Source organism: Streptomyces sp. NPDC005866, from assembly GCF_040629895.1.
Classification (GTDB): domain Bacteria; phylum Actinomycetota; class Actinomycetes; order Streptomycetales; family Streptomycetaceae; genus Streptomyces.
In genome coordinates, this window is sequence record NZ_JBEXWP010000013.1 from 37478 (window position 1) to 60609 (window position 23132).

The 23132-nt window shown below is 72.3% G+C and carries 23 protein-coding genes; 8 read left to right on the top strand and 15 right to left on the bottom strand.

Annotated features, from left to right (window positions below; all coding sequences use genetic code 11):
• Positions 1-184 precede the first annotated feature (184 nt).
• The 9 genes from ABZ396_RS20415 to ABZ396_RS20455 form a co-directional block, all read right to left on the bottom strand.
• Positions 185-718, bottom strand: a complete 534-nt coding sequence (locus tag ABZ396_RS20415) for an amino-acid N-acetyltransferase (RefSeq protein ID WP_358921536.1) — start codon at positions 716-718, stop codon at positions 185-187.
• A gap of 9 nt (positions 719-727) precedes the next feature.
• Positions 728-1174, bottom strand: coding sequence for a BlaI/MecI/CopY family transcriptional regulator (locus ABZ396_RS20420; protein WP_358921538.1), 447 nt, complete (start codon positions 1172-1174; stop codon positions 728-730).
• 144 nt (positions 1175-1318) lie between these two features.
• Complete coding sequence (locus tag ABZ396_RS20425; protein WP_358921539.1) at positions 1319-1501, bottom strand: hypothetical protein; 183 nt, start codon at positions 1499-1501, stop codon at positions 1319-1321.
• Positions 1502-1617: 116 nt separating this feature from the next.
• Positions 1618-2235: a hypothetical protein gene (locus tag ABZ396_RS20430; protein ID WP_358921619.1), complete on the bottom strand. Its 618-nt coding sequence runs from the start codon at positions 2233-2235 to the stop codon at positions 1618-1620.
• Positions 2236-2437: 202 nt separating this feature from the next.
• Positions 2438-3235: a type III pantothenate kinase gene (locus tag ABZ396_RS20435; protein ID WP_089099902.1), complete on the bottom strand. Its 798-nt coding sequence runs from the start codon at positions 3233-3235 to the stop codon at positions 2438-2440.
• Positions 3236-3239: 4 nt separating this feature from the next.
• A complete protein-coding gene (gene nadC / locus ABZ396_RS20440) occupies positions 3240-4217 on the bottom strand; it encodes a carboxylating nicotinate-nucleotide diphosphorylase (protein ID WP_358921541.1) in 978 nt (325 codons plus the stop codon).
• Positions 4218-4222: 5 nt separating this feature from the next.
• The gene (locus ABZ396_RS20445; RefSeq protein WP_358921543.1) at positions 4223-5941 is read right to left on the bottom strand and encodes an L-aspartate oxidase; all 1719 of its coding nucleotides are present in this window, start codon (positions 5939-5941) and stop codon (positions 4223-4225) included.
• On the bottom strand, positions 5938-6939 hold the full coding sequence (panC, locus tag ABZ396_RS20450) for a pantoate--beta-alanine ligase (RefSeq protein ID WP_358921545.1): 1002 nt from the start codon (positions 6937-6939) through the stop codon (positions 5938-5940). The genes ABZ396_RS20445 and panC overlap by 4 nt, the downstream gene beginning before the upstream one ends.
• On the bottom strand, positions 6936-7874 hold the full coding sequence (locus ABZ396_RS20455) for a DUF2520 domain-containing protein (protein WP_358921547.1): 939 nt from the start codon (positions 7872-7874) through the stop codon (positions 6936-6938). The genes panC and ABZ396_RS20455 overlap by 4 nt, the downstream gene beginning before the upstream one ends.
• 198 nt (positions 7875-8072) lie before the next feature.
• On the opposite strand from ABZ396_RS20455, the gene ABZ396_RS20460 reads away from it, so the two are divergent.
• A complete protein-coding gene (locus tag ABZ396_RS20460; protein WP_358921549.1) occupies positions 8073-9263 on the top strand; it encodes a beta-eliminating lyase-related protein in 1191 nt (396 codons plus the stop codon).
• A gap of 127 nt (positions 9264-9390) precedes the next feature.
• Here the strand turns inward: ABZ396_RS20460 and ABZ396_RS20465 are convergent, their stop codons facing one another.
• Positions 9391-9597, bottom strand: coding sequence for a hypothetical protein (locus ABZ396_RS20465; protein ID WP_358921551.1), 207 nt, complete (start codon positions 9595-9597; stop codon positions 9391-9393).
• A 99-nt stretch (positions 9598-9696) separates the two neighbouring features.
• Between ABZ396_RS20465 and ABZ396_RS20470 the strand changes: the two genes are divergently transcribed.
• Entirely contained in the window at positions 9697-10797 is a 1101-nt protein-coding gene (locus ABZ396_RS20470; protein ID WP_358921553.1) for a DUF5937 family protein, read from the top strand.
• Between the two features lie 45 nt (positions 10798-10842).
• Here the strand turns inward: ABZ396_RS20470 and ABZ396_RS20475 are convergent, their stop codons facing one another.
• Together ABZ396_RS20475 and ABZ396_RS20480 are read right to left on the bottom strand one after the other, a co-directional pair.
• Positions 10843-11517 (bottom strand): response regulator transcription factor, encoded by a 675-nt coding sequence (locus tag ABZ396_RS20475; protein ID WP_358921555.1) that lies wholly within the window; start codon positions 11515-11517, stop codon positions 10843-10845.
• Between the two features lie 83 nt (positions 11518-11600).
• Positions 11601-12806, bottom strand: coding sequence for a sensor histidine kinase (locus ABZ396_RS20480; protein WP_358921557.1), 1206 nt, complete (start codon positions 12804-12806; stop codon positions 11601-11603).
• Between the two features lie 118 nt (positions 12807-12924).
• Here ABZ396_RS20480 and ABZ396_RS20485 point away from each other — a divergent pair, with 118 nt between their 5' ends.
• Complete coding sequence (locus tag ABZ396_RS20485) at positions 12925-13947, top strand: SAM-dependent methyltransferase (RefSeq protein WP_358921559.1); 1023 nt, start codon at positions 12925-12927, stop codon at positions 13945-13947.
• 48 nt (positions 13948-13995) lie between these two features.
• Here ABZ396_RS20485 and ABZ396_RS20490 read toward each other — a convergent pair whose 3' ends face one another.
• A complete protein-coding gene (locus ABZ396_RS20490) occupies positions 13996-15147 on the bottom strand; it encodes an NADH-quinone oxidoreductase subunit D (protein WP_358921561.1) in 1152 nt (383 codons plus the stop codon).
• Between the two features lie 31 nt (positions 15148-15178).
• On the opposite strand from ABZ396_RS20490, the gene ABZ396_RS20495 reads away from it, so the two are divergent.
• On the top strand, positions 15179-15682 hold the full coding sequence (locus tag ABZ396_RS20495; RefSeq protein ID WP_358921563.1) for a PH domain-containing protein: 504 nt from the start codon (positions 15179-15181) through the stop codon (positions 15680-15682).
• Entirely contained in the window at positions 15679-17007 is a 1329-nt protein-coding gene (locus tag ABZ396_RS20500) for a PH domain-containing protein (protein WP_358921564.1), read from the top strand. Before ABZ396_RS20495 ends, ABZ396_RS20500 begins: the two co-directional genes overlap by 4 nt.
• Before the next feature lie 131 nt (positions 17008-17138).
• On the opposite strand, the gene ABZ396_RS20505 is transcribed toward ABZ396_RS20500, so the two are convergent.
• A complete protein-coding gene (locus tag ABZ396_RS20505) occupies positions 17139-18320 on the bottom strand; it encodes a hypothetical protein (RefSeq protein ID WP_358921566.1) in 1182 nt (393 codons plus the stop codon).
• Positions 18321-18417: 97 nt separating this feature from the next.
• Positions 18418-19545 carry an alpha/beta hydrolase-fold protein gene (locus ABZ396_RS20510; RefSeq protein WP_358921568.1) on the bottom strand — a complete coding sequence of 376 codons (1128 nt, stop codon included), beginning with the start codon at positions 19543-19545 and terminating at the stop codon, positions 18418-18420.
• 224 nt (positions 19546-19769) lie between these two features.
• Between ABZ396_RS20510 and ABZ396_RS20515 the strand changes: the two genes are divergently transcribed.
• The 3 genes from ABZ396_RS20515 (at position 19770) to ABZ396_RS20525 (ending at position 23108) form a co-directional block, all read left to right on the top strand.
• Positions 19770-21581: a phosphatidylglycerol lysyltransferase domain-containing protein gene (locus ABZ396_RS20515; protein WP_358921570.1), complete on the top strand. Its 1812-nt coding sequence runs from the start codon at positions 19770-19772 to the stop codon at positions 21579-21581.
• 100 nt (positions 21582-21681) lie between these two features.
• Positions 21682-22608, top strand: coding sequence for a dihydropteroate synthase (gene folP / locus ABZ396_RS20520; RefSeq protein ID WP_358921572.1), 927 nt, complete (start codon positions 21682-21684; stop codon positions 22606-22608).
• Positions 22605-23108: a nuclear transport factor 2 family protein gene (locus ABZ396_RS20525; RefSeq protein ID WP_358921574.1), complete on the top strand. Its 504-nt coding sequence runs from the start codon at positions 22605-22607 to the stop codon at positions 23106-23108. The genes folP and ABZ396_RS20525 overlap by 4 nt, the downstream gene beginning before the upstream one ends.
• The last annotated feature ends 24 nt before the right edge of the window (positions 23109-23132 follow it).

Consider the following 23132-nt stretch of genomic DNA (forward strand, 5'->3'; position numbering starts at 1 on the left):
GCTTTTGCGTGAAAAACACAAACCCCTGGGAGAGACCGAGGGGCCCGCTCACGTCCGGAAACTTGCGCGTTTCGGACATAGGGCACCGGGGCAAGGCGAGGCGCCCGGAATAAGGACCCGATCTCCCGCCAACTCTGCCCCGATGCCCGATGCGCCTCTTGTCCGCCGCGATCCCTCTCGGCGATCACAGATGCAGAAGCATCCGGCTGTTGCCCAAGGTGTTCGGTTTCACTCGTTCGAGTCCCAGGAACTCCGCGACGCCCTCGTCATAGGAACGCAACAGCTCCGCGTAGACATCGGTGTCCACGGGCGTCTCGCCGATCTCCACGAACCCGTGCTTCCCGAAGAACTCGACTTCGAAGGTCAGACAGAAAACCCGGCGAACACCCAGCCAACGCCCGGTCTCCAGCAACTTCTCCAGCAACTGATGACCGACGCCGGCGCCCTTGAGGCCTGGCTTCACCGCGAGAGTGCGCACTTCGGCGAGGTCTTCCCACATCACGTGCAGTGCGCCGCAGCCGACCACCTCGGCGTTGTCGTCGCGTTCCGCGACCCAGAACTCCTGGATGTCCTCGTAAAGCGTCACCGTGGCTTTGTCGAGCAGGATGCGGTCACGGACGTACGCGTCAAGGAGTCGGCGCACCGCCGGGACATCGCTGGTCCGGGCCCGCCGGACGGTGATGGCTTTTGCGGTGACTTCGGGGCGCATCACTGACATGAGCGGACGCTATCGCCCGCCGCGGTCCGCCATGGAGCCGGGGTTCTCCTCTTGCGGGGCTTCCGGCTCTTCGCGTTCCTGCTGTTCCGGCCTATCCGGACCCTGCACGATCCGTACGGCGTCCCGCAGAGCCTGGCGCTGTTCGTCGCTCATCATCCCGAAGAAGGCGACGAGAGCGGCGGCCGGGTTGTCGCTCTGCGACCACGCGTCGTTCATGAGGGCGGCGGCGTAGGCGGCCCGTGTGGAGACGGCCTCATATCGATAGGCGCGCCCTTCGGCCTCCCGCCGCACCCAGCCCTTCTGGTGGAGATTGTCCAAAACGGTCATCACCGTGGTGTACGCGATGGACCGTTCCTGCTGGAGGTCTTCCAGGACTTCTCGAACGGTCACCGGGCGGTTCCACTTCCACACCCGCGTCATGACCGCGTCTTCGAGTTCTCCCAATGGGCGAGGCACAGCTCAGACAATAGTGGGAGATCCAGCCAATGGCGTGCCGGACGTGCACTTTCGCCAACAAAGGCCAACAAAAGGGGCGTGCGGTCCGGAAGGTGCGGCTGTGACCGTGCGGCGAGCCCTACGCCCGGGAGGTACCGGCAGCGATCAGGCGTCGCCGCCCGGGGCGGAGGCCTGCCGGGCGTTCTCCGCGCGCGCGAGGGCGGCGTCGACGGCGGCGTCCTCCTTGGCCTTGGCGGCGCCGCCCTGGGTCTTCACGATCACCCGGACCAGACCGATGAAAAAGATGGCCATGACGACCGGAGGCAGCAGCGCGGAGAAATAGTCCATGCGTCCACAGTAGCCACGGGGGACCGGGCGAAAGGTGCGGGGTGGGCGAAGCGTCGCCCATGTGCGCGAGCCGCCGTTTTCCCGGCCGGCTCCGCGGGTTGCGCCGCCGGTTCCGCTCAGCCGACGGCGAGCTGCTGCGGCGGACCGGCGGGCGGCGGGGTGGGCCGGCGCCGGGGGAAGACCTCGCCCGGGGTCGGAATGGGCCGTTTCGGCGCGACGGGCTCGGGGGCCCCGGGCTGCGGGGCGGGCCGCTCGGCGGGCTTCTCCTTCGGTTTCTTCTCCGGCTCCTTGGCCACACCGCCCGGCAGGGCCGTCAGACGCACCCTGGACGCCGGAACAGCCGGCGCCGGCACCTTGCGGGCCCCCTGCGCGAGCCGGGCCCGCACATCGCGCTCCGTGAGGTCCTGGCAACGGGCGAGCAGCGCGGCGGCACCGGGGTTCCCGCGCAGCGCCCGCAGCGCGGCGAGGTCGTCCGGAGTGGGACGGTGTCCGGCGCCCAGCGCCTCCTCCAGGAGGGCGAGATAACCGGCGAGGGTCCCCGGCAGGGCCGCGCGGTACCGGACGAGATCGGCCACCAGGAAGGCGCGCAGCCGGGCCTCCTCACGCATCGCCTCGTCGAACGACTCGGCGAGCCGATGACAGTCCTTGACGTCCTCGGCGGAGGCGGGACCGGGGTGAAGGGCGAGGGCGAGAGCACGGCGGAGCACACGCAGCTCCTCCGCACCGAACGCCATGCCGCCGCGGGATCCATATGGCGTGGGCATGGACCGAAGATACGCGTAAATCAGACAAACTCGACATAGGGGGCGGGTGTGGCGCAGCAGGGCCACCCACCTGGCCGCCGCCGCTCGGTGGGGCCTACCTGCCCGTCAGCCGAGCCCCTGGCGAGGGGACGGGTGGGGGCGGGCGTGAAAACGCCGCGCCACCCCCGCCACCTCACATCCGCGACACGTTCCGCTCGTACACCAACCGCAGCCCCACCAGCGTCAGCCACGGCTCATGCTCGTCGATCACCGAGGACTCCCCGAGCACCATCGGCGCCAGCCCGCCCGTCGCGATCACCGTCACATCGTCGGGATCGTCCGCCAGCTCCCGCGCCATCCGGCCGACCACCCCGTCGACCTGTCCGGCGAACCCGTACACGATGCCCGCCTGCATGGCCTCCACCGTGTTCTTGCCGATCACACTCCGCGGCCGGGCGACCTCGATCTTCCGCAGCTGCGCGCCCTTGACGCCCAGCGCCTCCACGGAGATCTCGATACCGGGCGCGATCACACCGCCGACGTACTCCCCGCGCGCGGACACCGCGTCGAAGGTCGTGGCGGTACCGAAGTCGACGACGATCGCCGGCCCGCCGAACAGCTCCACGGCGGCGACCGCGTTGATGATCCGGTCCGCGCCGACCTCCTTGGGGTTGTCGGTGAGGATCGGCACCCCGGTCTTCACCCCCGGCTCAACCAGCACCGCCGGCACATCGCCGTAGTACCGCCGCGTGACCTCGCGCAGCTCGTGCAGCACGGACGGGACGGTCGCGCAGATCGCGATCCCGTCGATGCCGTCGCCGAGCTCGTCGCCGAGCAGCGGGTGCATGCCCATCAGCCCCTGGAGCAGCACCGCCAGTTCGTCGGCGGTACGGCGCGCGTCCGTGGAGATGCGCCAGTGCTCGACGATGTCCTCGCCGTCGAAGAGCCCGAGGACGGTATGCGTATTACCGACATCGATCGTGAGGAGCATGGGGTCACTCCGCCTCGCGCAGGTCCAGGCCGATGTCCAGGATCGGCGAGGAGTGGGTCAGGGCACCGACGGCCAGGAAGTCCACGCCGGTGTCGGCGTACGCGCGCGCGTTCTCCAGGGTGAGCCGTCCGGACGCCTCCAGGAGCGCGCGGCCGCCGACGATCGCCACGGCCTCCTCGCACTCCCCCGGCGTGAAGTTGTCCAGCAGGATCAGGTCGGCGCCCGCGTCGACGACCTCGCGCAGCTGGTGGAGCGTGTCGACCTCGACCTCGATCGGCAGGTCCGGGAAGGCCTCGCGTACGGCCTTGAAGGCCGGGCCGACGCCACCTGCGGCGACCACGTGGTTGTCCTTGACCAGGGCCGCGTCGGAGAGCGACATGCGGTGGTTGACGCCGCCGCCGCAGCGCACCGCGAACTTCTCCAGGGAGCGCAGGCCGGGGGTGGTCTTGCGGGTGTCACGCACGCGTGCCCGCGTGCCCTCCAGCGCGTCCGCCCACGCGCGCGTGGCGGTCGCGATGCCGGAGAGCCGGCACAGGACGTTCAGGGCGCTGCGTTCGGCGGTGAGCAGGTCGCGGGTGCGGGTGGTGATGGACAGCAGTTGCTGCCCGGCCTCGACCCGGTCACCGTCCTCGACGTGCCGCTCAACCTCGAACTCGTCGGTGCAGACCACGGAGACCACGGCCTCGGCGACCCGCAGCCCCGCGACGACGCCCGCCTCGCGCGCGACGAAGTCGGCGGTCGCCACGGCCTCCTCGGGGATGGTCGCGACGGTCGTCACGTCCACGCCGTTGTCCAGGTCCTCCTGGATGGCCACGTTGGCGACGTCCTCGACCTCCAGTGGGTCGAGTCCGGCGGCGGCGAGGAGTTCGGCGAGCGCGGGGTCGAGCCCGCACTCCATGTACTCCTCCTCGCCCTCGGCGCCACAGGCACAGCCGTCGCCGCAGCCGCCGCCGTCGGCGAGGGGAAGGTCGTTGGTGCTCACGTCTGTCACTCCTGGGGTGGCTGGTGCGGCCGGGTCGGGGGGAAGTCTGCGGTGTCTGTGGTGCCTACGGCCAGCGTCCGGTCCGGATTCAGCCGTACGACGATATGGCGGCGCCACGCGGCGTCGTCACGGTCGGCGTGGTCCTCGCGCCAGTGGCAGCCGCGGGTCTCCCGGCGGCGCCAGGCCGCCTCGACGAGCACGCGCGCGACGCACAGGAGGTTGGTGGCCTCCCAGGTGTCGACGCCGGGCTCGGCGGTCTTGCCGTTCTCGGCGAGGGCGTCACGGGCCTCGGTGTGCAGTCGCTGGAGCTGCTCGGCGGCCTTGGTCAGGGACTCGTCGGAGCGGAGCACGCCGGCGCCCTCGGTCATGATCCGCTGGATCGCGAACCGCGCCTCGGGGACCTGCAGCGGGTGCGCGGGCTTGCCGGGGTGCGGGACCGGAACGGGCACGCGCGCGTGGAGGCGGTTCTCCACGTGCCGCGCGGCGATGTCGGCGGCGATGCGCTCGGCGTAGACCAGGCCCTCCAGGAGGGAGTTGGACGCGAGCCGGTTCGCGCCGTGCACGCCGGTGCACGCGACCTCGCCGCACGCGTACAGCCCGCGCACCGTCGTGCGCCCGCGCGCGTCGGTGCGCACGCCCCCGGAGGCGTAGTGCGCGGCCGGCGCGACCGGGATGGGCTCGGTGACCGGGTCGATGCCGTGCGCCCGGCAGGCGGTCAGGATCGTCGGGAAACGGTGTTCCCACATGTGGGCGCCGAAGTGCCGGGCGTCCAGGAACATGTGCTCGGCGTCCTGCTCCTGCATGCGCCGCATGATGCCCTTGGCGACGATGTCCCGGGGCGCGAGCTCGGCCAGCTCGTGCTGCCCCACCATGAAACGCACGCCGTCCGCGTCGACCAGGTGCGCGCCCTCCCCGCGGACCGCCTCGGAGACCAGCGGCTGCTGGCCCTCCGCGTCGGCGCCGAGGAACAGCACGGTCGGGTGGAACTGGACGAATTCCAGATCGGAGACATCCGCGCCCGCGCGCAGCGCCAGGGCCACCCCGTCTCCGGTTGACACCGACGGGTTGGTGGTCGCGGAGAAGACCTGGCCCATGCCGCCGGTCGCGAGGACGACGGCGGGGGCGTGCACGGCGCCCACGCCGTCGTGCTGGCCCTCACCCATCACATGCAGGGTCACGCCCGCCGTGCGCCCCTCGGCGTCGGTCAGGAGGTCGAGTACCAGCGCGTTCTCGATCATCCGCACTCCCCGCGCGCGAGCCGCCTCCACCAGCGCGCGAGAGATCTCCGCGCCGGTCGCGTCCCCGCCCGCGTGCGCGATCCGGCGCCGGTGGTGGCCGCCCTCGCGCGCGAGTTCGATGTCACCGTCCTCGTCGGTGTCGAAGTGCGCCCCGGTCGAGATCAGCCGCCGTACCGCGTCCGGGCCCTCGGTGACGAGGGTCCGGACGGCGTTCTCGTCGCACAGGCCCGCGCCCGCGACCAGGGTGTCGTCCAGGTGCTGCTCGGGGGTGTCACCCTCGCCCAGAGCCGCCGCGACACCGCCCTGCGCCCAGCGCGTGGAGCCGTCGTCGAGGAGTGCCTTGGTGACGACGACCGTGGTCAGTCCCGCGGCCTCGCAGCGCAGGGCGGCGGTCAGGCCGGCGACGCCGGACCCGACGACCACCACGTCCGCGTCGATGGACCAACCGGGGGCGGGCGCGTGCAGTCGTATGCCTGTGCTGGTCACGAGGCGGCTCCGGGAGCGGCGAAGGTGAGAGGGATGTTGTCGATCAGCCGGGTCGTCCCGACCCGGGCGGCGACGGCGAGGACGGCCTCTCCGGTGAAGTCGTCGTCGATCTCGGTGAAGTCGGAGGGGTCGACCAGGGCGAGGTAGTCCAGTTCGAGCGGCGGGTCGTAGTGGGCGGCCTCGTCCAGGACGGTCCGCGCGGCCGCGCGGACGGCGGCAGCGGCGTTCGGCACGGCCTTGGCGACGGCGTGCGCGTCGGCCGCCGCGCGGGACTCCCCTATGGCGCTGAGCGCCTCGGCACGCGCCCGCGTGGACGGCACCTCGCGAGCCCGGGCTCGCAACGCTTCCTGCGCCGCGTGGCGGTCGCGCCCGGCGAACAGCGCGCGCGACAGCGCGAGCGCCGTGCGCCGCTCGTCCACCGACAGGTAGCGGTTGCGGCTGGAGAGCGCGAGCCCGTCGTCCTCACGCACCGTGGGCACGCCGACGATCTCGATGCCGAAGTTCAGGTCCCCCACCATGCGCCTGATCACGGCCAGCTGCTGGGCGTCCTTCTGCCCGAACAGGGCCGCGTCGGGGCGCGTGAGGTGCAGCAGCTTGGCGACGACCGTGAGGACGCCGTCGAAGTGCCCGGGCCGCGAGGCGCCTTCCAGGAACGTGCCCATCGGCCCCGCGGTGATCCGCACCTGGGGCTGCCCGCCCGGGTAGACCTCCTCGACCGACGGGGCGAACACGGCGTCCGCTCCCGCCTGTTCGGCGATCTTCAGGTCGGCGTCCAGGGTGCGCGGGTAGCGGTCGAGGTCCTCGCCGGCGCCGAACTGCAGGGGGTTGACGAAGACCGTGACGACGACCTCGCCGTCCGGGCCTGCGACCTCCCGCGCGCCGCGGATCAGCGTCGCGTGGCCCTCGTGCAGGGCGCCCATGGTCATCACGACGGCGCGGCGGCCGCGCCGCACACGCGCGTGCAGTTCGTCGGCGGTGCGCAGCAGGGCGGTGCTCATCGGGGGTTCCCCTCGGTGCCGCTCGTGCCGCTAGTGCCGCCCGCGAGGACGCCGAGGAGGTCCTCGGCGAGTTCCGGCTTCAGCAGGCCGTGGGCGAGCGCCCGGTCGGCCGTGGCGCGGGCCATCGCCAGATAGCCGTCGACGGCCTGCGGGGCGTGCCGGCGCAGCTCCGTGACGTGCGCGGCGACGGTGCCCGCGTCCCCGCGCGCGACCGGCCCGGTCAGCGCCGCGTCACCGGAACGCAGGGCGTTGTCCAGGGCAGCGCCGAGCAGCGGGCCGAGCATCCGGTCGGGCGCCTCGACACCGGCCGTGCGCAGCAGCTCCATGGACTGGGCGACCAGGGTGACCAGGTGGTTGGCGCCGAGGGCGAGGGCCGCGTGGTAGAGCGGACGGTTCTCCTCGGAGATCCACTCCGGTTCGCCGCCCATCTCGATGACGAGTGCCTCGGCGGCCAGCCGCAGCTCCTCGGGCGCGGTCACGCCGAACGAGCAGCCCGCGAGCCGCTGCACGTCCACCGGCGTCCCGGTGAAGGTCATGGCCGGGTGCAGGGCCAGCGGCAGCGCGCCCGCGCGCAGGGCCGGGTCCAGGACCTTGGCGCCGTACCGCCCGGAGGTGTGCACGAGCAGCTGGCCCGGCCGTACGGCGCCGGTCTCGGCGAGGCCGGCGACCAGGCCGGGCAGGGCGTCGTCGGGGACGGTCAGGAGCACCAGGTCGGCACGCTGAAGAACCTCGGCGGGGGGTACCAGCGGGATGTCGGGCAGCATCGTCTCGGCGCGCCGCCGGGAGGCGTCGGAGACCCCGGAGACGGCGACCGGGCGGTGCCCGGCGAGCTGCAGTGACGCGGCCAGCGCCGGGCCCACCCGGCCGGCGCCGACGACGCCGACGGTGAGCCGCGCGGGGCGGTCACTGAGGTCTGGCTGTTGGACTGTACTCACGCGACGGTGACCTTCCCGTTCCAGTCCGCTCTGGGTACCGGACGATTTCTCGTCATGTTAACGCTATCGGGTCCGGCGCCAGTTGGCTGTCCACAGGCTGTGGGTGACCGGTCACATCTCCCGGACATCCCTCCGGGTTTCCCTCCCGGACGGAAAATGCGAGGCCCTCCGGTGGTGGGCCACGGCATCATCCAGGGCATGAGCGATACGGCGAGCACCCAGGACGACCAGCCGAACGAACCCCCTTCGGCGCAGCAGCGGATGCGAGAGCGGCGCACGGCCGCCTACCGGAAGGCCGAACGCGTCCTCGCGCGCGTGGGCGCGCTCTCCTCGCTCCGCGAACGACTCGCGCGGCTCCAGGAAGCGGCCCCCGAGGTGTACGACCTGGACGGACCGGCGGACCTCTACGGCAACGGAGTCGTCGAGGCCCTGGAGGCGCGCGTCGCGGCCCTGCTGGGCACGGAGGCCGCCTCGTTCTTCCCGACCGGCACGATGGCCCAGCAGGTGGCCCTGCGCTGCTGGGCGGCCCGCACCGGCAACCCCACGGTCGCCCTGCACGCCCTGGCCCACCCCGAGGTCCACGAACGCAACGCCCTTCGCGAGGTCGCCGGCCTGCGCACCGTGCGCGTCACCGGTGAGCCCCGGCTCCCCACCGCCCAGGAGATACGCGACTTCGAGGAGCCCTTCGGGGCGTTGATGCTGGAACTGCCCCTCAGGGACGCCGGTTTCGTGCTGCCCTCCTGGGAAGAGCTCACGGAGACCGTGGAGGCGGCGCGGGAGCGCGACGCGGTGGTGCACTTCGACGGCGCGCGCCTGTGGGAGTCCACCGTCCACTTCGGGCGCCCCCTGCACGAGATCGCGGACCTGGCGGACAGCGTCTACGTGTCGTTCTACAAGTCCCTCGAAGGCTTCGGCGGCGCCGCGCTGGCCGGCCCGAAGCCCCTCGTCGAGGAGGCGAAGACCTGGCGGCACCGGTACGGCGGGACGGTCTTCCAGCAGTTCCCGACCGCGCTGGCGGCCCTGGCCGGCCTGGAGCGCGAGCTGCCCCGGCTGCCGGACTACGTGCGGCACGCGCGCGTGGTGGCCTCGGCGCTGCGCGACGGCTTCGCCGAGGCGGGCCTGCCCTGGACGCGCGTCTTCCCCGAGGAACCGCACACCCACGAGTTCCAGGTCTGGCTGCCGTACGACGGCGACGTGCTCATGGAGGCGGCGGTCCGCCAGGCCGAGGAGACCGGCACCTACCTGTTCAGCGGCCACTGGGGGTCCAGGGGGCCGGGGCTGGCCGTGACCGAGGTGACGGTGACGGCGGCGGGCCTGGAGTGGACGGCGGAGGACGTGAGGGCAGCGGTCGCGGACTTCGTGACACGGTTGCCTGGAGCGCCCGAGTAGGGCGCGGGTCTGTACGGGGGCTGTATGTGACATGCGGCTCCGCCGCATGGGCGCGACCGGGCCCCCACCGGCGCGCAGCCATCACGCACGGCACCCGGCACCGCCGTGAGCGCCCGGCGCGCGCCCGTCACGGCGCGCCGGGGCGCACCCACCTCACCACGGCGCGGCGCACCTTCCCCCGCGCTGGCCGCCCGGCGACGACGGCGCGGAAGCGGCGGTACTGGCGCGCTGCGCGCGCCACGCGCAGATCGTGCGCGCCGGGCGCGGGCGGCGCGGGCTCCCCGTGCTGCTGAGCTCGGTACGTGTCGAGGAGGAACTGCTGGACGATGCTCATGGCTCCCCAGCCTGCGCGCCCACGGCCCCGCAGTCGCGTGGATTGACGGCGCCCGTCAATCGAGGGGGCGTTGTCGGAGGCGGGGTGCACGATGGTGACATGAGCGTACGCATCGACATCGCGGGGCTGCGGCCGGAGAGGGTCGCCGTCGTGCCCTCGCCGCTGGCCGAGCTCGGCATGGCGCTGCACGCGCTGTCCGAACCGGGGCACCATCCCGGCCTCCAGGGCTGGGTGACCGGCGTGAGCGCCCGGATGGAGCCGCATCTGGCCGACCGGATGTGCGAGGCGGACTTCCTGTGGCGGACGACGTTCTCCGACCTGTTCCTGCCGTACGCGGCCGTTCCCGGCGCCGTCCCGGGCGGCACACTCGCCGAGGAGCTCGACCAGCTCGACAAGCTGACGGACGAACAGTTCGTGGACGCGGCCCTGGAGTTCACGTGCGTGCTCTCGTACGACGCGCGGACACCGGCCCTCCTGTCGGATCCGGTCGGGCGCCGCAGGGCGCTGGAGGTGGCCGCCTCGCGCGGTCCGCAGCAGGTCCGGTTCGCGCAGCGGCTGCTCGACGATCCGCCGAGTGTGCGCGCGTGGCTGCGCCGGTTCCTGGGGGACTGCGCCGAGGCGTTCTTCGACGAGGCCTGGTCGCGGCTGCGCCACCAGCTGGCGGCGGACGCCCGGCACAAGACGGAGCTGCTGCGGCGCAAGGGCCTGGCCGAGGCGCTGGCGGCGGTCTCGCCGGTCGTGACGCTCGACGAGGCGGGCGCGCGGATCACCGTGGACAAGCTCACCGACGGCCACGCCGTGGCCGAGGCCGACGGGCTCCTGCTGGTGCCCACGAGTCTGGGCTGGCCGCATCTGATGGTCCTGCACCGCTACGGCTGGCAGCCGGTGCTGCACTATCCGGTCGGCTCGCCGGAGCTTGCCTCACCGGCGTCGGTGGAGGCGGTCACGCTGCGGATGGCGGCGCTGTCCCATCCCGTCAGGATGCGGTTGTGCCGGTACCTGGCGCGCAGCGCGTACACCACCAGCGAGCTGGCGCAGGTGCACGGCCTGTCGGCGCCCGAGGTGTCCCGGCACCTGAGCGTGCTCAAGAAGGCGGGCCTGGTCACCACGCGCCGCCGCGGCCGGTACGTACTGCACCAGCTGGACGTCACGGTCGTCGCCCGCCTCGGCAGCGACTTCCTGGAAGGGATACTCCGCTAGCGACGCGTGCCGTACGCCGGCCGCGCCTGCCGCAGATGCCGTGTGTCAGCCGTGGCCGCCGCCCGCGCGCACCAGCCCGGTCTCGTAGGCCAGCACGACCACCTGCACCCGGTCGCGCAGCCCGAGCTTGGTCAGGATGCGGCCCACGTGGGTCTTCACGGTGGCTTCGGAGAGCACCAGCCGGCTCGCGATCTCGCCGTTCGACAGTCCCTGCGCGACCAGCACCATGACCTCGCGCTCGCGGTCGGTGAGCCTTTCCAGCTCGCGGTGCTGGGGCTCCTTGCCGGCAGCGGGCAGCATCGGCGCGAAGCGGTCGAGCAGCCGCCGGGTGGTGGAGGGCGCGACGACGGCGTCGCCGCTGTGCACGGAGCGGATGGCGGCCAGCAGCTCGCCCGGCGGCACGTCCTTGAGCATGAAGCCGGAGGCGCCCGCCTTCAGCCCCGAGAAGGCGTACTCGTCGAGGTCGAAGGTGGTCAGTATGAGCACCTTGGGCGCATCGGGCTCAGAGCAGACACGGCGGGTGGTCTCCACACCGTCCAGCTTGGGCATGCGCACGTCCATCAGCACGACGTCCACCTCGGTGGACTTCAGCACCTGGAGGGCCTCGACGCCGTCGCCCGCCTCCGCGACGACCTCCATGTCCGGCTGTGCCGCGAGCACCATCCGGAACCCGGTGCGCAGCAGCACCTGGTCGTCGACGAGCATCACGCGGATCGTCATCGGGTCCTCTTCCGTTTCCGTACGTCGGTTTGTTGCGCGTCTTCCGGGGCGGGACAGGTCTCAAACGGGGGCGTGCGTCTGTGTCAATGCGCCGGTTTGAGCGGCAGCAGAGCACTGATGCGGAATCCTCCGCCGGGACGGGGGCCGGCGTCGAGGGTGCCGCCCACCATGCCGACCCGCTCCCGCATGCCGATCAGGCCGTGACCCTGCCCGTCGGCGCCGCCGTCCTCGTACATCTCGTGCGGGGCGCCCTTGCCGTCGTCCTCGACCAGCAGGCCGAGTCCGTCGTCGAAGTAGACCAGCCGCACGCTGGCGCCCGCGTTGGGGCCGCCGTGCTTGCGAGTGTTGGTAAGCGCTTCCTGCACGATCCGGTACGCCGTGAGCTCGACGCCGCTGGGCAGCGGGCGCGGGGTGCCCTCGACCTTGAAGTCGACGGGCAGGCCGGAGCTGCGGCACTGATCGATGAGCTCGTCGATCTGCTCGACGTCGGGCTGCGGAACGTACTCGCCGACCTCCTTGTGCTCGCCCGTGCGCAGCACGCCCAGCAGGCGGCGCATCTCGGCGAGGGCCTGGCGGCCGGTGGAGGAGATCGTCTCAAGGGCCTTCTTGGCCTGGTCGGGGGCGGCGTCGAGGACGTAGGCGGCACCGTCGGCCTGGACCACCATCACCGACACGTTGTGCGCGACCACGTCGTGCAGCTCGCGCGCGATCCGGGCGCGCTCGGCCGCGACCGCGACCTTGGCCTGCGCCTCGCGCTCCTTCTCCAGCCGGGCGGCGCGCTCTTCCAGCTGCGCGAAGTAGGCACGGCGGGTGCGCACGGAGTCGCCGAGCACCCAGGCGAGCACGAACGGCACCGCCTGGAACACCACGATCGCCAGGTGCCCCAGGAGACTCGTCTTCTCCGCCGGCCACCGGATCTGCGCCAGTGGCGCCGCGCACAGCCCCGCGTAGAGGGCGAACCGGGACGCCCAGCGCTCGCCGACCGCGGCGACCGTGCAGACGATCACCAGCATGGCGAAGTTGGCGACGGTCGTCTCCACGTCCAGTACCAGCTGGGCCAGGCCGGTCGCGGCGGCCAGCACCAGCATCGGCTCCGGGAGACGGCGGCGCAGCGCCACCACCACGCCCATGACGACGGATACGGCCAGCATGGCGGCGGTCGAACCGTGATGGCCGCGCGCCTCGCTGAGATTCACGACACTCACGCAGGAGAGCCCGAGCAGGACGACGGCCCAGAAGCTGTCGACCCATGTCGGGTTCCTGCGGAGGAAGTCATAGAGGCGCTGCACGTAACCCAGAGTAGGGAAGCACGATAGGTGCAGGGGTCAACCGGAGGGCCGATCCCTGTTCCGCGCACGTACTCCGCAAGGTGGAGAAGGTGATCACCTGTGCGCCTAGTCTGGCCCGGTGACGGATGAGGCGACCGTAGAGACGGCCGACGACGCCCGCGGCTGGCGTGCGGCCACCGAGGCGGCCCTGTACGGCAACGGCGGCTTCTACCGCCGCCCGGAGGGGCCGGCCGGGCACTTCCGTACGTCGGTCCACGCGTCGCGGCTGTTCGCCGAGGCCGTTGCCGGGCTGCTGTGCCGGGTCGACGAGGCGCTGGGGTGCCCGGAGACGCTGGATTTCGTCGACATGGGCGCCGGGCGGGGCGAGCTGGTCACCGGAGTGCTCGCCGCGCTGCCCGCCGACGTGGCGGCACGCGCGCGTGCCTGCGCCGTCGAGGTCGCCGACCGGCCGCCCGGCCTGCCCGACCGCATCACCTGGCTGACCGAACTGCCGCGCACGGTCAGCGGCCTGCTCTTCGCCAACGAATGGCTCGACAACGTCCCGGTCGACGTCGCCGAGGTGGACTCGGCCGGTGTGCCCCGGCTGGTGCGGGTCCGGCGCGACGGCACCGAGCTGCTCGGAGAGCGGGTGTCGGGCGCGGACGCGGAGTGGCTCGCGCGGTGGTGGCCGCTGGGCGGCGAGCCGGGACTGCGGGCGGAGATCGGGCTGCCCCGGGACCGGGCGTGGGCGGACGCCGTCACCTGCGTGCGGGAGGGGCTCGCGGTGGCCGTGGACTATGCGCACACCGTGGACACGCGCCCCCCGTTCGGCTCGCTCACCGGCTTCCGTGAGGGGCGCGCGACGGCGCCCGTGCCGGACGGGTCGTGCGACATCACGGCGCACGTCGCGCTGGACGCGTGCTCGGCGCTCGACACGGCGTACGACCTCCCCGAAGCGCTCCTGTGCACACAGCGCGACGCCCTGCGCGCCCTGGGCATCATCGGCGCACGCCCCCCGCTCACGCTCGCCTCCACACACCCCGCCGCCTACGTACGCGCCCTCGCGAGCGCGGGCGAGGCCGCCGAGCTCACCGCCTCCGGCGGCCTCGGCGACTTCGGCTGGCTGCTGCAGCCGGTGGGCATCCAGAACCCGCTGCTCTGACGCACACGCGACACGTACGGCGGCGCGCCACACCCCACGCCACGCGTCCTACTTGTCGATGTCCCCCACCACGAAGAACATCGATCCCAGAATCGCGACCATGTCCGACACCAGCGTCCCCGGCAGCAGTTCGGTCAGCACCTGGATGTTGTTGTACGACGCCGAGCGCAGCTTCAGCCGGTAGGGGGTCTTCTCGCCCTTGCTGACGAGGTAGTAGCCGTTGATGCCGAGGGGGTTCTCGGTCCAGGCGTAGGTGTGGCCCTCGGGTGCCTTGAGGACCTTGGGGAGCCGTTGGTTGATCGGTCCCGGCGGCAGGTCGGCGAACCGGTCCAGGCAGGCGTCGGCCAGGTCCAGGGCGTTGTGCGTCTGCTCCAGGAGGCACTCGAAGCGGGCCAGGCAGTCGCCCTCGGCCCGGGTGACCACCTTGAGGGTGTCCTGGAGCTCGCCGTAGGCCAGGTAGGGCTCGTCGCGGCGCAGGTCGAAGTCGACGCCCGAGGCGCGTGCGATGGGCCCGCTCACGCCGTACGCGTGCACGGCCTCCGGCGCGAGGGCGCCCACGCCCCGGGTGCGCCCGCGGAAGATCTCGTTGCCGAGGACCAGGTCGTCGAAGACGCCCATGCGGGAACGCACGGCGGAAACGGCGGCACGCGCGCGTGCGGTCCAACCGGCCGGGAGGTCCTCCTTGAGGCCGCCGACGCGGTTGAACATGTAGTGCATGCGCCCGCCGGAGACCTCCTCCATGACGTTCTGGAGCTCCTCGCGCTCGCGGAACGCGTAGAAGACCGGGGTGATCCCGCCCAGCTCCAGCGGGTAGGAGCCGAGGAACATCAGGTGGTTGAGCACCCGGTTCAGCTCGGCGAGCAGCGTGCGCGTCCACACCGCGCGGACGGGCACTTCCATGCCGAGCATGCGCTCGACGGCGAGGACCACACCCAGCTCGTTCGAGAAGGCCGACAGCCAGTCGTGGCGGTTGGCGAGCATGATGATCTGCCGGTAGTCGCGCACCTCGAAGAGCTTCTCCGCGCCGCGGTGCATATAGCCGATCACGGGCTCGGCGGTGAGGATCCGCTCGCCGTCCAGCAAGAGCTTCAGCCGCAGCACGCCGTGCGTGGAGGGGTGCTGGGGGCCGATGTTGAGCACCATGTCCGTGCTCTCCGCGCCGCCGCCGATCCCGACCGTGGTCTCCGTCGTAGGAGTCATGGACCCAGTCTCTCCTACGTACGCTGACCTTATGGAGACGGGGAGCCCGGCCGGCGCCGGGGCGACGGAGACCGAGCCGGTGTGGCGGGGGCTGCCGCCCGGCCTGCTTCGGATGCGCCGGCTGCTGCTGGTGGTGTGGCTGGGACTGCTCGCGCTCGCCGTGGGCCTGCTGCCGGGTCTGCTCGCGGGCCCGGTGTGGGCGGCCTTCGCGCTGCTGCCGCTGGCCGTGATGGCATGGGGCTGGGTGCTGCTCGGCCGCAACTGGCGCTCCTGGCGGTACGCCGAGCGCGCCGACGACCTGCTGATCAGCCGTGGTGTGCTGTGGCGCGAGCAGACCGTGGTGCCGTACGGGCGGATGCAGCTGGTGGAGGTGACCTCGGGGCCCGTCGAGCGGTACTTCGGCCTGGCGAGCGTCCAACTGCACACCGCGGCCGCCGCCACCGACGCGGCCATCCCCGGCCTCGACCCGGCCGAGGCGGAACGGCTGCGCGACCGGCTCACCGAGCTCGGCGAGGCCCGATCGGCGGGCCTGTGACCGCGCCCGGCGTCGGCGGCGCCATACGCCCCGGCAAGGCCGTGGGCGAGCGGCGGCTGCATCCCGTGACGCCGTTCCGGCGGGCGTGGGCGCCGGTCGCGGTGCTCACCGGCTGGGCGGTGCACGACCCGAACCAGGCCCAGGAGCAGCTGACGAAGCTGACCACGACCATGCTCCTGGGCGGACTCGCCGTCCTGGTCACGGCGGGCGCGCTGTACGGGTTTCTCAGCTGGTGGTTCACCTACTTCGCGGTGACCGACAGCGAACTGCGCATACGCACCGGCCTGTTCTTCCGGCGCACCGCGCACATCCGGCTGGAGCGGATCCAGGCCGTCGACCTGACCCAGCCGCTCCTCGCGCGCGTGGCGGGCGTCGCCAAGCTGCGCATCGACGTCGTCGGCACCGACAAGAAGGACGAACTGGCCTTCCTGGGGCAGGGCGAGGCGCGTGCGCTCCGCGCGGAACTGCTGGCGCGCGCCGCCGGATTCGCACCCGAGACGGCGCATGAAGTCGGCGAGGCGCCGGCGCACGAGCTGATGCGCGTGCCCCCTGGCAAGCTCGCGCTCTCTCTCGTGCTGACGGGCGCCACCTGGGGCTCCCTGGCCGCCGCACTCGTCGTACCGCCGGTGCTGTGGCTGGCCACCCACAGCGTGTGGACGGTCCTCGCCACCGCCCTGCCGTTGCTCGGTGCGGCGGCCACGACCAGTGTGGGACGTTTCGTCACGGAGTACGACTGGACGCTGGCGGAGTCCCCGGACGGGCTGCGCATCGACCATGGGCTGCTCGACCGCACGCACGAGACGGTGCCGCCGGGCCGCGTGCAGACCGTGCGGATCGTGGAGCCGCTGCTGTGGCGGCCGTTGCACTGGGTGCGGGTGGAGCTGGACGTGGCCGGGTCGGCGAACTCGGTGCTGGTGCCGGTCGCCCCGCGCGCGGTCGCCGAGTCGGTCGTCGCGCGCGTGCTGCCCGGTGTGACGGTGCCCGGTGCGTTGCTGCGGCCGCCCCGGCGGGCCGGCTGGTGTGTGCCGTTGTGGTGGCGCGGGTACGGGCTAGCGGTCACGGACACGGTGTTCGCCGCGAGGCACGGGCTGCTGCGCCGGCGCCTGGCGCTGGTCCCGCACGCGAAGGTCCAGAGCGTACGGCTGACGCAGGGGCCCTGGGAGCGGCTGTGGCGGCTCGCGGACGTTCATGTGGACACGGGGGCCGACAAGACCGTGACGGCCCGTCTGCGGGGCGCGGAAGAGGCGGCGGCGCTGCTGCGGGAGCAGGCCGAGCGGTCCCGGACGGGGCGCCGGTCGGCGCGGCCGGACCGCTGGATGGCGTGAGGACGGTCCGAGGACAGCCCGGGGACGATCCGAGAACAGCCCCAGGAGGGCCCGAGAACGGGCCGAGGCGGAGCGCCTGCGGGTGCCCAGCTCAGCTCAGGACCGGATCGGCGCGGGTTCTCCAGTCGTGTTCAGGAGGCGGCGCTGCGCAGACCCCCGAGGTTGATCTGCTCGGTCTCATCGTGCGCGGTCAGGTCGATGACCTGTCCGACCCCCCGGGCCTCCGGGTCGGCGGGCTTGAACTCGGCCTCGGACTCGGCCTTGTGGAGCGCGAGCGCCTCCTGGCCGACGACGTCCGCGAGGTCCTCGTTGTGCATGGACTCCGGCCCGCCGGCCGACGAGCCCTTCTGGGTGCCGAAGAAGTCGAACCCGCCGGTGACCAGCGGACGCGGGATGGGCGCGGCCGGCAGGACGGCCACCGCGGTCGGCACCGTGAAGTGCCCGGTGGGTTGTACGGAGTTCGCCGACGGTGCCGTCGAGGCGTGGGCGTCCTGCTCCGCAGGTGCCGCGGCGGTGTCCTCCGGCTCTGCCGTGGTGATGGCGGCCGCGCGCGTGTGCCCGTCGACCGCCTCGGACTGCCCCTGGTCCTCGTCCTCCGGTGCGGACTCGCCCTTCGGCGCCTCGGGTTCGGCGGCCGTCTCCGCCGAAACCTCGGTGCCGGTGTCGGTCTTGACCGCCGGAGCGTCGCCCTCGTCGAACCGGGCCAATGCCACCTTGGCCCGCAGGAACAGCTTGGAACCCTCCGGCGAGAAGACCGCGGGGGTCGTGTCCTCGGCCCTCAGCTCCTCGACGGCCTCCTCGGGCCCTTCCGCCTCTTCCGCGGCCCGCGCGGCCGGCAGCAGCGCGTTCGACGGCGCGGTGGCCTCGATCTCCAGCAGACGGCGGCCCTCCAGGGCGCTCGCGCGCTCGGTCTCGGCCGTGGCGTAGCGGCGCAGCAGGGACGCGTGCTCGTTGCGCAGTCCCGCCAGCTCCGCCCGCTTCGCGCGCAGCCGCTGCTCCAGCTTGGCGCGCAGTTCCCGCGACTCCTCGAGGTCGGTCTCCAGCTCGGCGATCCGCTCCTCGTGGCGCCACTCGTCGCTCGCACGCGCGCGTGACAGGTCAGCCACCTGCCTGCCCGCCTCGCTGTCCCAGCGGCGCATGACGGCGGCGCCGACGACCGCGGTCGCCGCGGCGATCGCGGCCAGCGTGCGCAGCACCGTCGGTTGGGAGACCAACCAGGGGCCCAGCGCGCAGACGAGGGAGACACCGGCGATCACCGAAGGAGGCAACAGCCTGTGCAAGGGCGGGGAATGACGGTGGCGTCCACGTGGCATGGCCAGAAACTTACCGCGCGTAGGCAAATCGTGGTGCCCCGGGCCGTAAAAACACGGCGACGAGGAAGTCTTCACACGGCATCGCCCGGGGCCGGGTTCAGCGGTCACTCAACCGGCCGCTGATCCACTGGAGTGTCGCGGGGATCTCGCGGCGCCAGGTATTGAAGTTGTGGCCGCCGCTGTCGAGGATGATCGACGAGATCCGGGTCGGGTTGGTGGCCTGCACGCGCGCGATGAATCTCAGTGTGTCCTTGTAGTTGGTTTCTCCGATCCTGCTGCTGGTGACCAGCAGGGACGTGTCCGGAGCGGGTTCGTGCCCGAGGAGCCACCAAAGGTTCGCGCGGTTGCGGAGTTTGCCGTCACCCTGGAAGAGATCACCGGTCGTTGGGTCGATGGGCGCCTTGTAGTACGGGGAGAGACCCGCGCCGGCCGCGTACACGCCGGGGTGGTGCATCGCGAGCTTGAGCGCGCAGTAGCCGCCGGTCGAGTCGCCGATGATCCCCCAGCTCCCCGGCTTCCTGCCGACCCTGTAGTGCGCGGTCACGGCGTCGGGCAGGTCCTTGGCGAAGAAGGTCTCGGTCTTCGGGCCCCGCGGGACGTCCACGCACTCGGTGTCCCGGGGCGGTGCGACCGTGGGCCGCAGCATCACCAGGATCATCGGCCGCGTGCGCCCGTCCTTGGCCAGCTGCCGCGCCGTACGCGGGTAGTGCAGCTTGTCGACGAGCGCCCGCGCGGTGCCCGGGTAGCCGGTGAGGACGACCGCCGCCGGGAACGTACGCGTGCGGTACTGCGGCTGGAAGTACTCCGGCGGCAGGTACACGTAGGCGGGCGTGGCGATGTGGGTCGTACGGCCGACGATGTCGACCTGCTGGATCTGACCGGCCGTCCCCGGCCGCGAACCATCCACGGCGTTCACCTTTGAGGTGGCGACCACCTGGAGCGGACCGCCGCCGGCGCCGCCCGACGCATGGTCGACGACGACACCCTGGTCCGTCTCCCTGCCGAACAGGTCGGCCCAACTTGCGTAGAAACCGAAAGCTTGGTTGGCCGCTATCCCGAGGCACGCGAAGAGCGCCGCCTGGGTGGCCAGCAGAAGGCCCACGCGGCCGCTGACGGCCCGCCAGCTCCGGCGGGCCAGCCGGGGCCACAGCCACACCGTGCCGACGAACAGGAGTACGGCGAACAGGATCGCCAATGCCAGCATTTTATCGCTTGTGAGACCCATGAGGTGCTTCCTGCCTGCGCTTTCCCCCGTGGCGACCGCCGCTTTCAGCGAGGCTTGCCCCGGTCTTTCCCTGGCCTTTGACCCGGCTTTCCGGTGGGGAGTGAACCTCTCCCCCTGAGACACCGTCCTAGAGGGCGCAATGTCGCCGGATGCCCGAATCGGCACCGGATTCAAGGTCTCTCGCAGAACTACGGGATGCGATGTCTGTCAGGATAGATGGGGAAATGCCAGGCGAGGTTCCGAGCCGATCAAGCCGGGCGCGGCGCATAGTCCGTGGTCCGCGCCCTGAGGCGGTCCCCGCTCTGGTCGGCAGGGCATGCGCGGTCGTAGGCGTCCTGGACATCGCCGCGGGTGTGTTCCCGCGTTTCCGGCACAGCCGTATGCACGCCATGGCCGAGGTGCTGCCCGGGTCGCTCGGGCCGTTCGCCGCCGCGCTCTCGCTCAGTGTCGGTGTGCTGTTGCTGCTGCTCGCGCACGGGCTCAAGCGGCGCAAGCGCCGGGCGTGGCGGGCCGCGGTCGCGCTGCTGCCGGCCGGCGCGGTCTCGCAGTTCGTGTACCGGCACTCGGTCATCGGAGCCCTGATCTCGCTGGCGCTGTTCGTGCCCCTGGTGATCCACCGCGACGAGTTCAAGGCGCTGCCCGACCCACGCAGCCGGTGGCGCGCGCTCGCCAACTTCGTGCTCATGAGCGCCGGTTCGCTCGCCCTCGGGCTGGTCATCGTCAGCGCCCACCCGAAGCGCACGATCGGCGACCCGAGCCTGGCCGACCGCATCACGCACGTCCTGTACGGCCTGTTCGGCTTCGAAGGCCCCGTCGACTACGAGGGATCCACCTCCTGGACGGTCGCCTTCTCGCTCGGCGCCCTCGGCCTGATCACCGCGGTCACCACCGTCTACTTCGCCTTCCGCCCCGAACACCCCGCCGCGCACCTCACCGAAGAGGACGAGTCGCGGCTGCGCGCCCTCCTCGAGAAGCACGGCGCCCGCGACTCCCTCGGCCACTTCGCGCTCCGCCGCGACAAGGCGGTGGTCTTCTCGCCCAGCGGCAAGGCGGCGGTCACCTACCGCGTCGTCTCCGGCGTGATGCTCGCCAGCGGGGACCCGATCGGCGACGTCGAGGCCTGGCCCGGCGCCATCGAACGCTTCATGGACGAGGCCAAGGCCCACTCCTGGACCCCCGCCGTGATGGGCTGCTCGGAGACGGGCGGCGAGGTGTGGACCCGTGAGACCGGCCTGGACGCCCTTGAACTGGGCGACGAGGCGGTGGTGGACGTAGCGGATTTCTCGCTCGCCGGACGCGCGATGCGCAACGTGCGCCAGATGGTCAAGCGCATCGAGCGGGCCGGCTACGAAACCCGGGTACGGCGCATCCGTGACCTCGGCGAGGCCGAACTCGACCGCATCCGCCGGGCGGCGGAGGACTGGCGCGGCACCGACACCGAGCGCGGGTTCTCGATGGCCCTGGGCCGCATCGGCGACCCCGCCGACGGCGACTGCCTGGTCGCCACCGCCCACAAGGGTGACGACCAGCCCGGCCCCCACGGCGACCTCAAGGCGATCCTGCACTTCGTGCCCTGGGGCACCGACGGCGTCTCGCTCGATCTGATGCGCCGCGACCGCGCGGCCGACCCCGGGATGAACGAACTGCTCATCGTGGCCGCCCTCCAGGCCGCCCCGAACCTCGGCATCACCCGGGTCTCGCTCAACTTCGCGATGTTCCGCTCGGCGCTCGCGCGGGGCGAGAAGATCGGTGCGGGCCCGGTGCTGCGCGCCTGGCGCGGACTGCTGGTCTTCCTGTCGCGCTGGTTCCAGATCGAGTCGCTGTACAAGTTCAACGCCAAGTTCCAGCCGCGCTGGGAGCCACGCTTCGTGGTCTACCGGGCCTCAGGCGACCTCCCGCGCATCGGCCTCGCCGCCATGCAGGCCGAGGGCTTCGTCAACCTCGCCCTCCCGCTGCCCCGCTTCCTGCGCCGCGGCACCCCGGCCGCCCGGCCCTGCGCCCACGGCCTCGCCGAACAGGGCATACGAGCGGCTTGAGCCCATGACCGGCCCGAGCGGACGCCCCTCCCCCTCCACGCCGGGGGCTCCGCTCGGGCCATCCGCCAGGGCCGCCGTCTCCTGGGCCTACGCTGAACGTATGAGCAACCACAGCGGACGTGGCCAGGTGACAGGGCTTCCGGCATGGGACCGGTGCGCGGTCATGGGGGTCGTGAACGTCACCCCCGACTCCTTCTCCGACGGCGGCCGCTGGTTCGACACGACGATCGCCGTCAAGCACGGCCTCGACCTCGTCGCCGAGGGGGCCGACCTCGTCGACGTCGGCGGCGAGTCCACCCGCCCCGGCGCCACCCGCGTCGACGAGGACGAGGAACTGCGCCGGGTCATCCCCGTCGTGCGCGGCCTCGCCTCCGAGGGCGTCGTCGTCTCCGTCGACACCATGCGCGCCTCCGTCGCCCAGCAGGCCCTCGCCGCCGGTGCCGCCCTCGTCAACGACGTCAGCGGCGGCCTCGCCGACCCCGACATGATCCCTGTGGTCGCCGAGTCGGGCGCCCCCTTCGTCGTCATGCACTGGCGCGGCTTCCTGGACGGCGGCAACGTCAAGGGCGTGTACGACGACGTCGTCGCCGAAGTCCTCGACGAACTGCACGCGCGCGTGGACGCCGTCCTCGTCGGCGGCATCTCCCCCGACCGCATCGTCGTCGACCCCGGCCTCGGCTTCTCCAAGGGCTCCGAGCACGACCTGACCCTCCTGGCCCACCTCGACCGGCTGCACGCCCTGGGCCACCCGCTGCTCGTCGCCGCCTCCCGCAAGCGGTTCCTCGGCCGGGTCCTGGCCGGGCCCGAGGGGGCGCCCCCGCCGGCCCGGGAGCGCGACGCGGCGACGGCCGCCGTCTCCGCGCTCGCGGCGCACGCCGGCGCGTGGGCGGTGCGCGTCCATGAGGTGCGCGCCACTGCGGACGCGGTGCGGGTCGCGCGCGCCATAGAGGGGGCGCGAACAGGAACGGACACGCCGGGCGCACAGGCCCCGCAGAACCCTCCCCACCGCGCAGAAGGAGCCCGGTGAGCGCCCCCCACACCGACGTCGAGCGGGTCGAGGCCGCCAACACCGCCTTCTACGAGGCAGTGGAGCGCGGCGATTTCGAGGCGGTGTCCGGCCTCTGGCTCGCCCCCGCCGACCTGGGCGTCGACGAGGAGTACCACGACCCGGCGGACAGCGGCGTGGTCTCGTGTGTGCACCCGGGATGGCCGGTGCTGACCGGCCGCGGCGAGGTCCTGAGGTCGTACGCGCTGATCATGGCGAATACCGACTACATCCAGTTCTTCCTCACCGATGTGCATGTCTCCGTCACCGGCGACACCGCCCTGGTGACCTGCACGGAGAACATCCTCAGCGGCGGCCCGGCCCCCGCGGGCGGGCAGGAGCTCGGCCCGCTGGTGGGGCAGCTGGTCGTCGCGACGAACGTGTTCCGGCGCACCCCGGAAGGCTGGAAGATCTGGTCCCACCACGCCTCCCCGGTGCTGTCCGAGACCGACGAGGACGAGGACGAGGACACGCCTTCCTGAGCCGCCGCGCGGTCCGTACGGTCC

Bases quoted from the DNA above. Each gene is read 5' to 3' on its own strand.
- ABZ396_RS20415 (WP_358921536.1), bottom strand. From the start codon at position 718: ATGTCAGTGATGCGCCCCGAAGTCACCGCAAAAGCCATCACCGTCCGG.
- ABZ396_RS20425 (WP_358921539.1), bottom strand. From the start codon at position 1,501: ATGGACTATTTCTCCGCGCTGCTGCCTCCGGTCGTCATGGCCATCTTT.
- ABZ396_RS20430 (WP_358921619.1), bottom strand. From the start codon at position 2,235: ATGGCGTTCGGTGCGGAGGAGCTGCGTGTGCTCCGCCGTGCTCTCGCC.
- ABZ396_RS20435 (WP_089099902.1), bottom strand. From the start codon at position 3,235: ATGCTCCTCACGATCGATGTCGGTAATACGCATACCGTCCTCGGGCTC.
- panC (WP_358921545.1), bottom strand. From the start codon at position 6,939: ATGAGCACCGCCCTGCTGCGCACCGCCGACGAACTGCACGCGCGTGTG.
- ABZ396_RS20460 (WP_358921549.1), top strand. From the start codon at position 8,073: ATGAGCGATACGGCGAGCACCCAGGACGACCAGCCGAACGAACCCCCT.
- ABZ396_RS20465 (WP_358921551.1), bottom strand. From the start codon at position 9,597: ATGAGCATCGTCCAGCAGTTCCTCCTCGACACGTACCGAGCTCAGCAG.
- ABZ396_RS20470 (WP_358921553.1), top strand. From the start codon at position 9,697: ATGAGCGTACGCATCGACATCGCGGGGCTGCGGCCGGAGAGGGTCGCC.
- ABZ396_RS20475 (WP_358921555.1), bottom strand. From the start codon at position 11,517: ATGACGATCCGCGTGATGCTCGTCGACGACCAGGTGCTGCTGCGCACC.
- ABZ396_RS20490 (WP_358921561.1), bottom strand. From the start codon at position 15,147: ATGACTCCTACGACGGAGACCACGGTCGGGATCGGCGGCGGCGCGGAG.
- ABZ396_RS20495 (WP_358921563.1), top strand. From the start codon at position 15,179: ATGGAGACGGGGAGCCCGGCCGGCGCCGGGGCGACGGAGACCGAGCCG.
- ABZ396_RS20505 (WP_358921566.1), bottom strand. From the start codon at position 18,320: ATGCCACGTGGACGCCACCGTCATTCCCCGCCCTTGCACAGGCTGTTG.
- ABZ396_RS20510 (WP_358921568.1), bottom strand. From the start codon at position 19,545: ATGGGTCTCACAAGCGATAAAATGCTGGCATTGGCGATCCTGTTCGCC.
- ABZ396_RS20515 (WP_358921570.1), top strand. From the start codon at position 19,770: ATGCCAGGCGAGGTTCCGAGCCGATCAAGCCGGGCGCGGCGCATAGTC.
- folP (WP_358921572.1), top strand. From the start codon at position 21,682: ATGAGCAACCACAGCGGACGTGGCCAGGTGACAGGGCTTCCGGCATGG.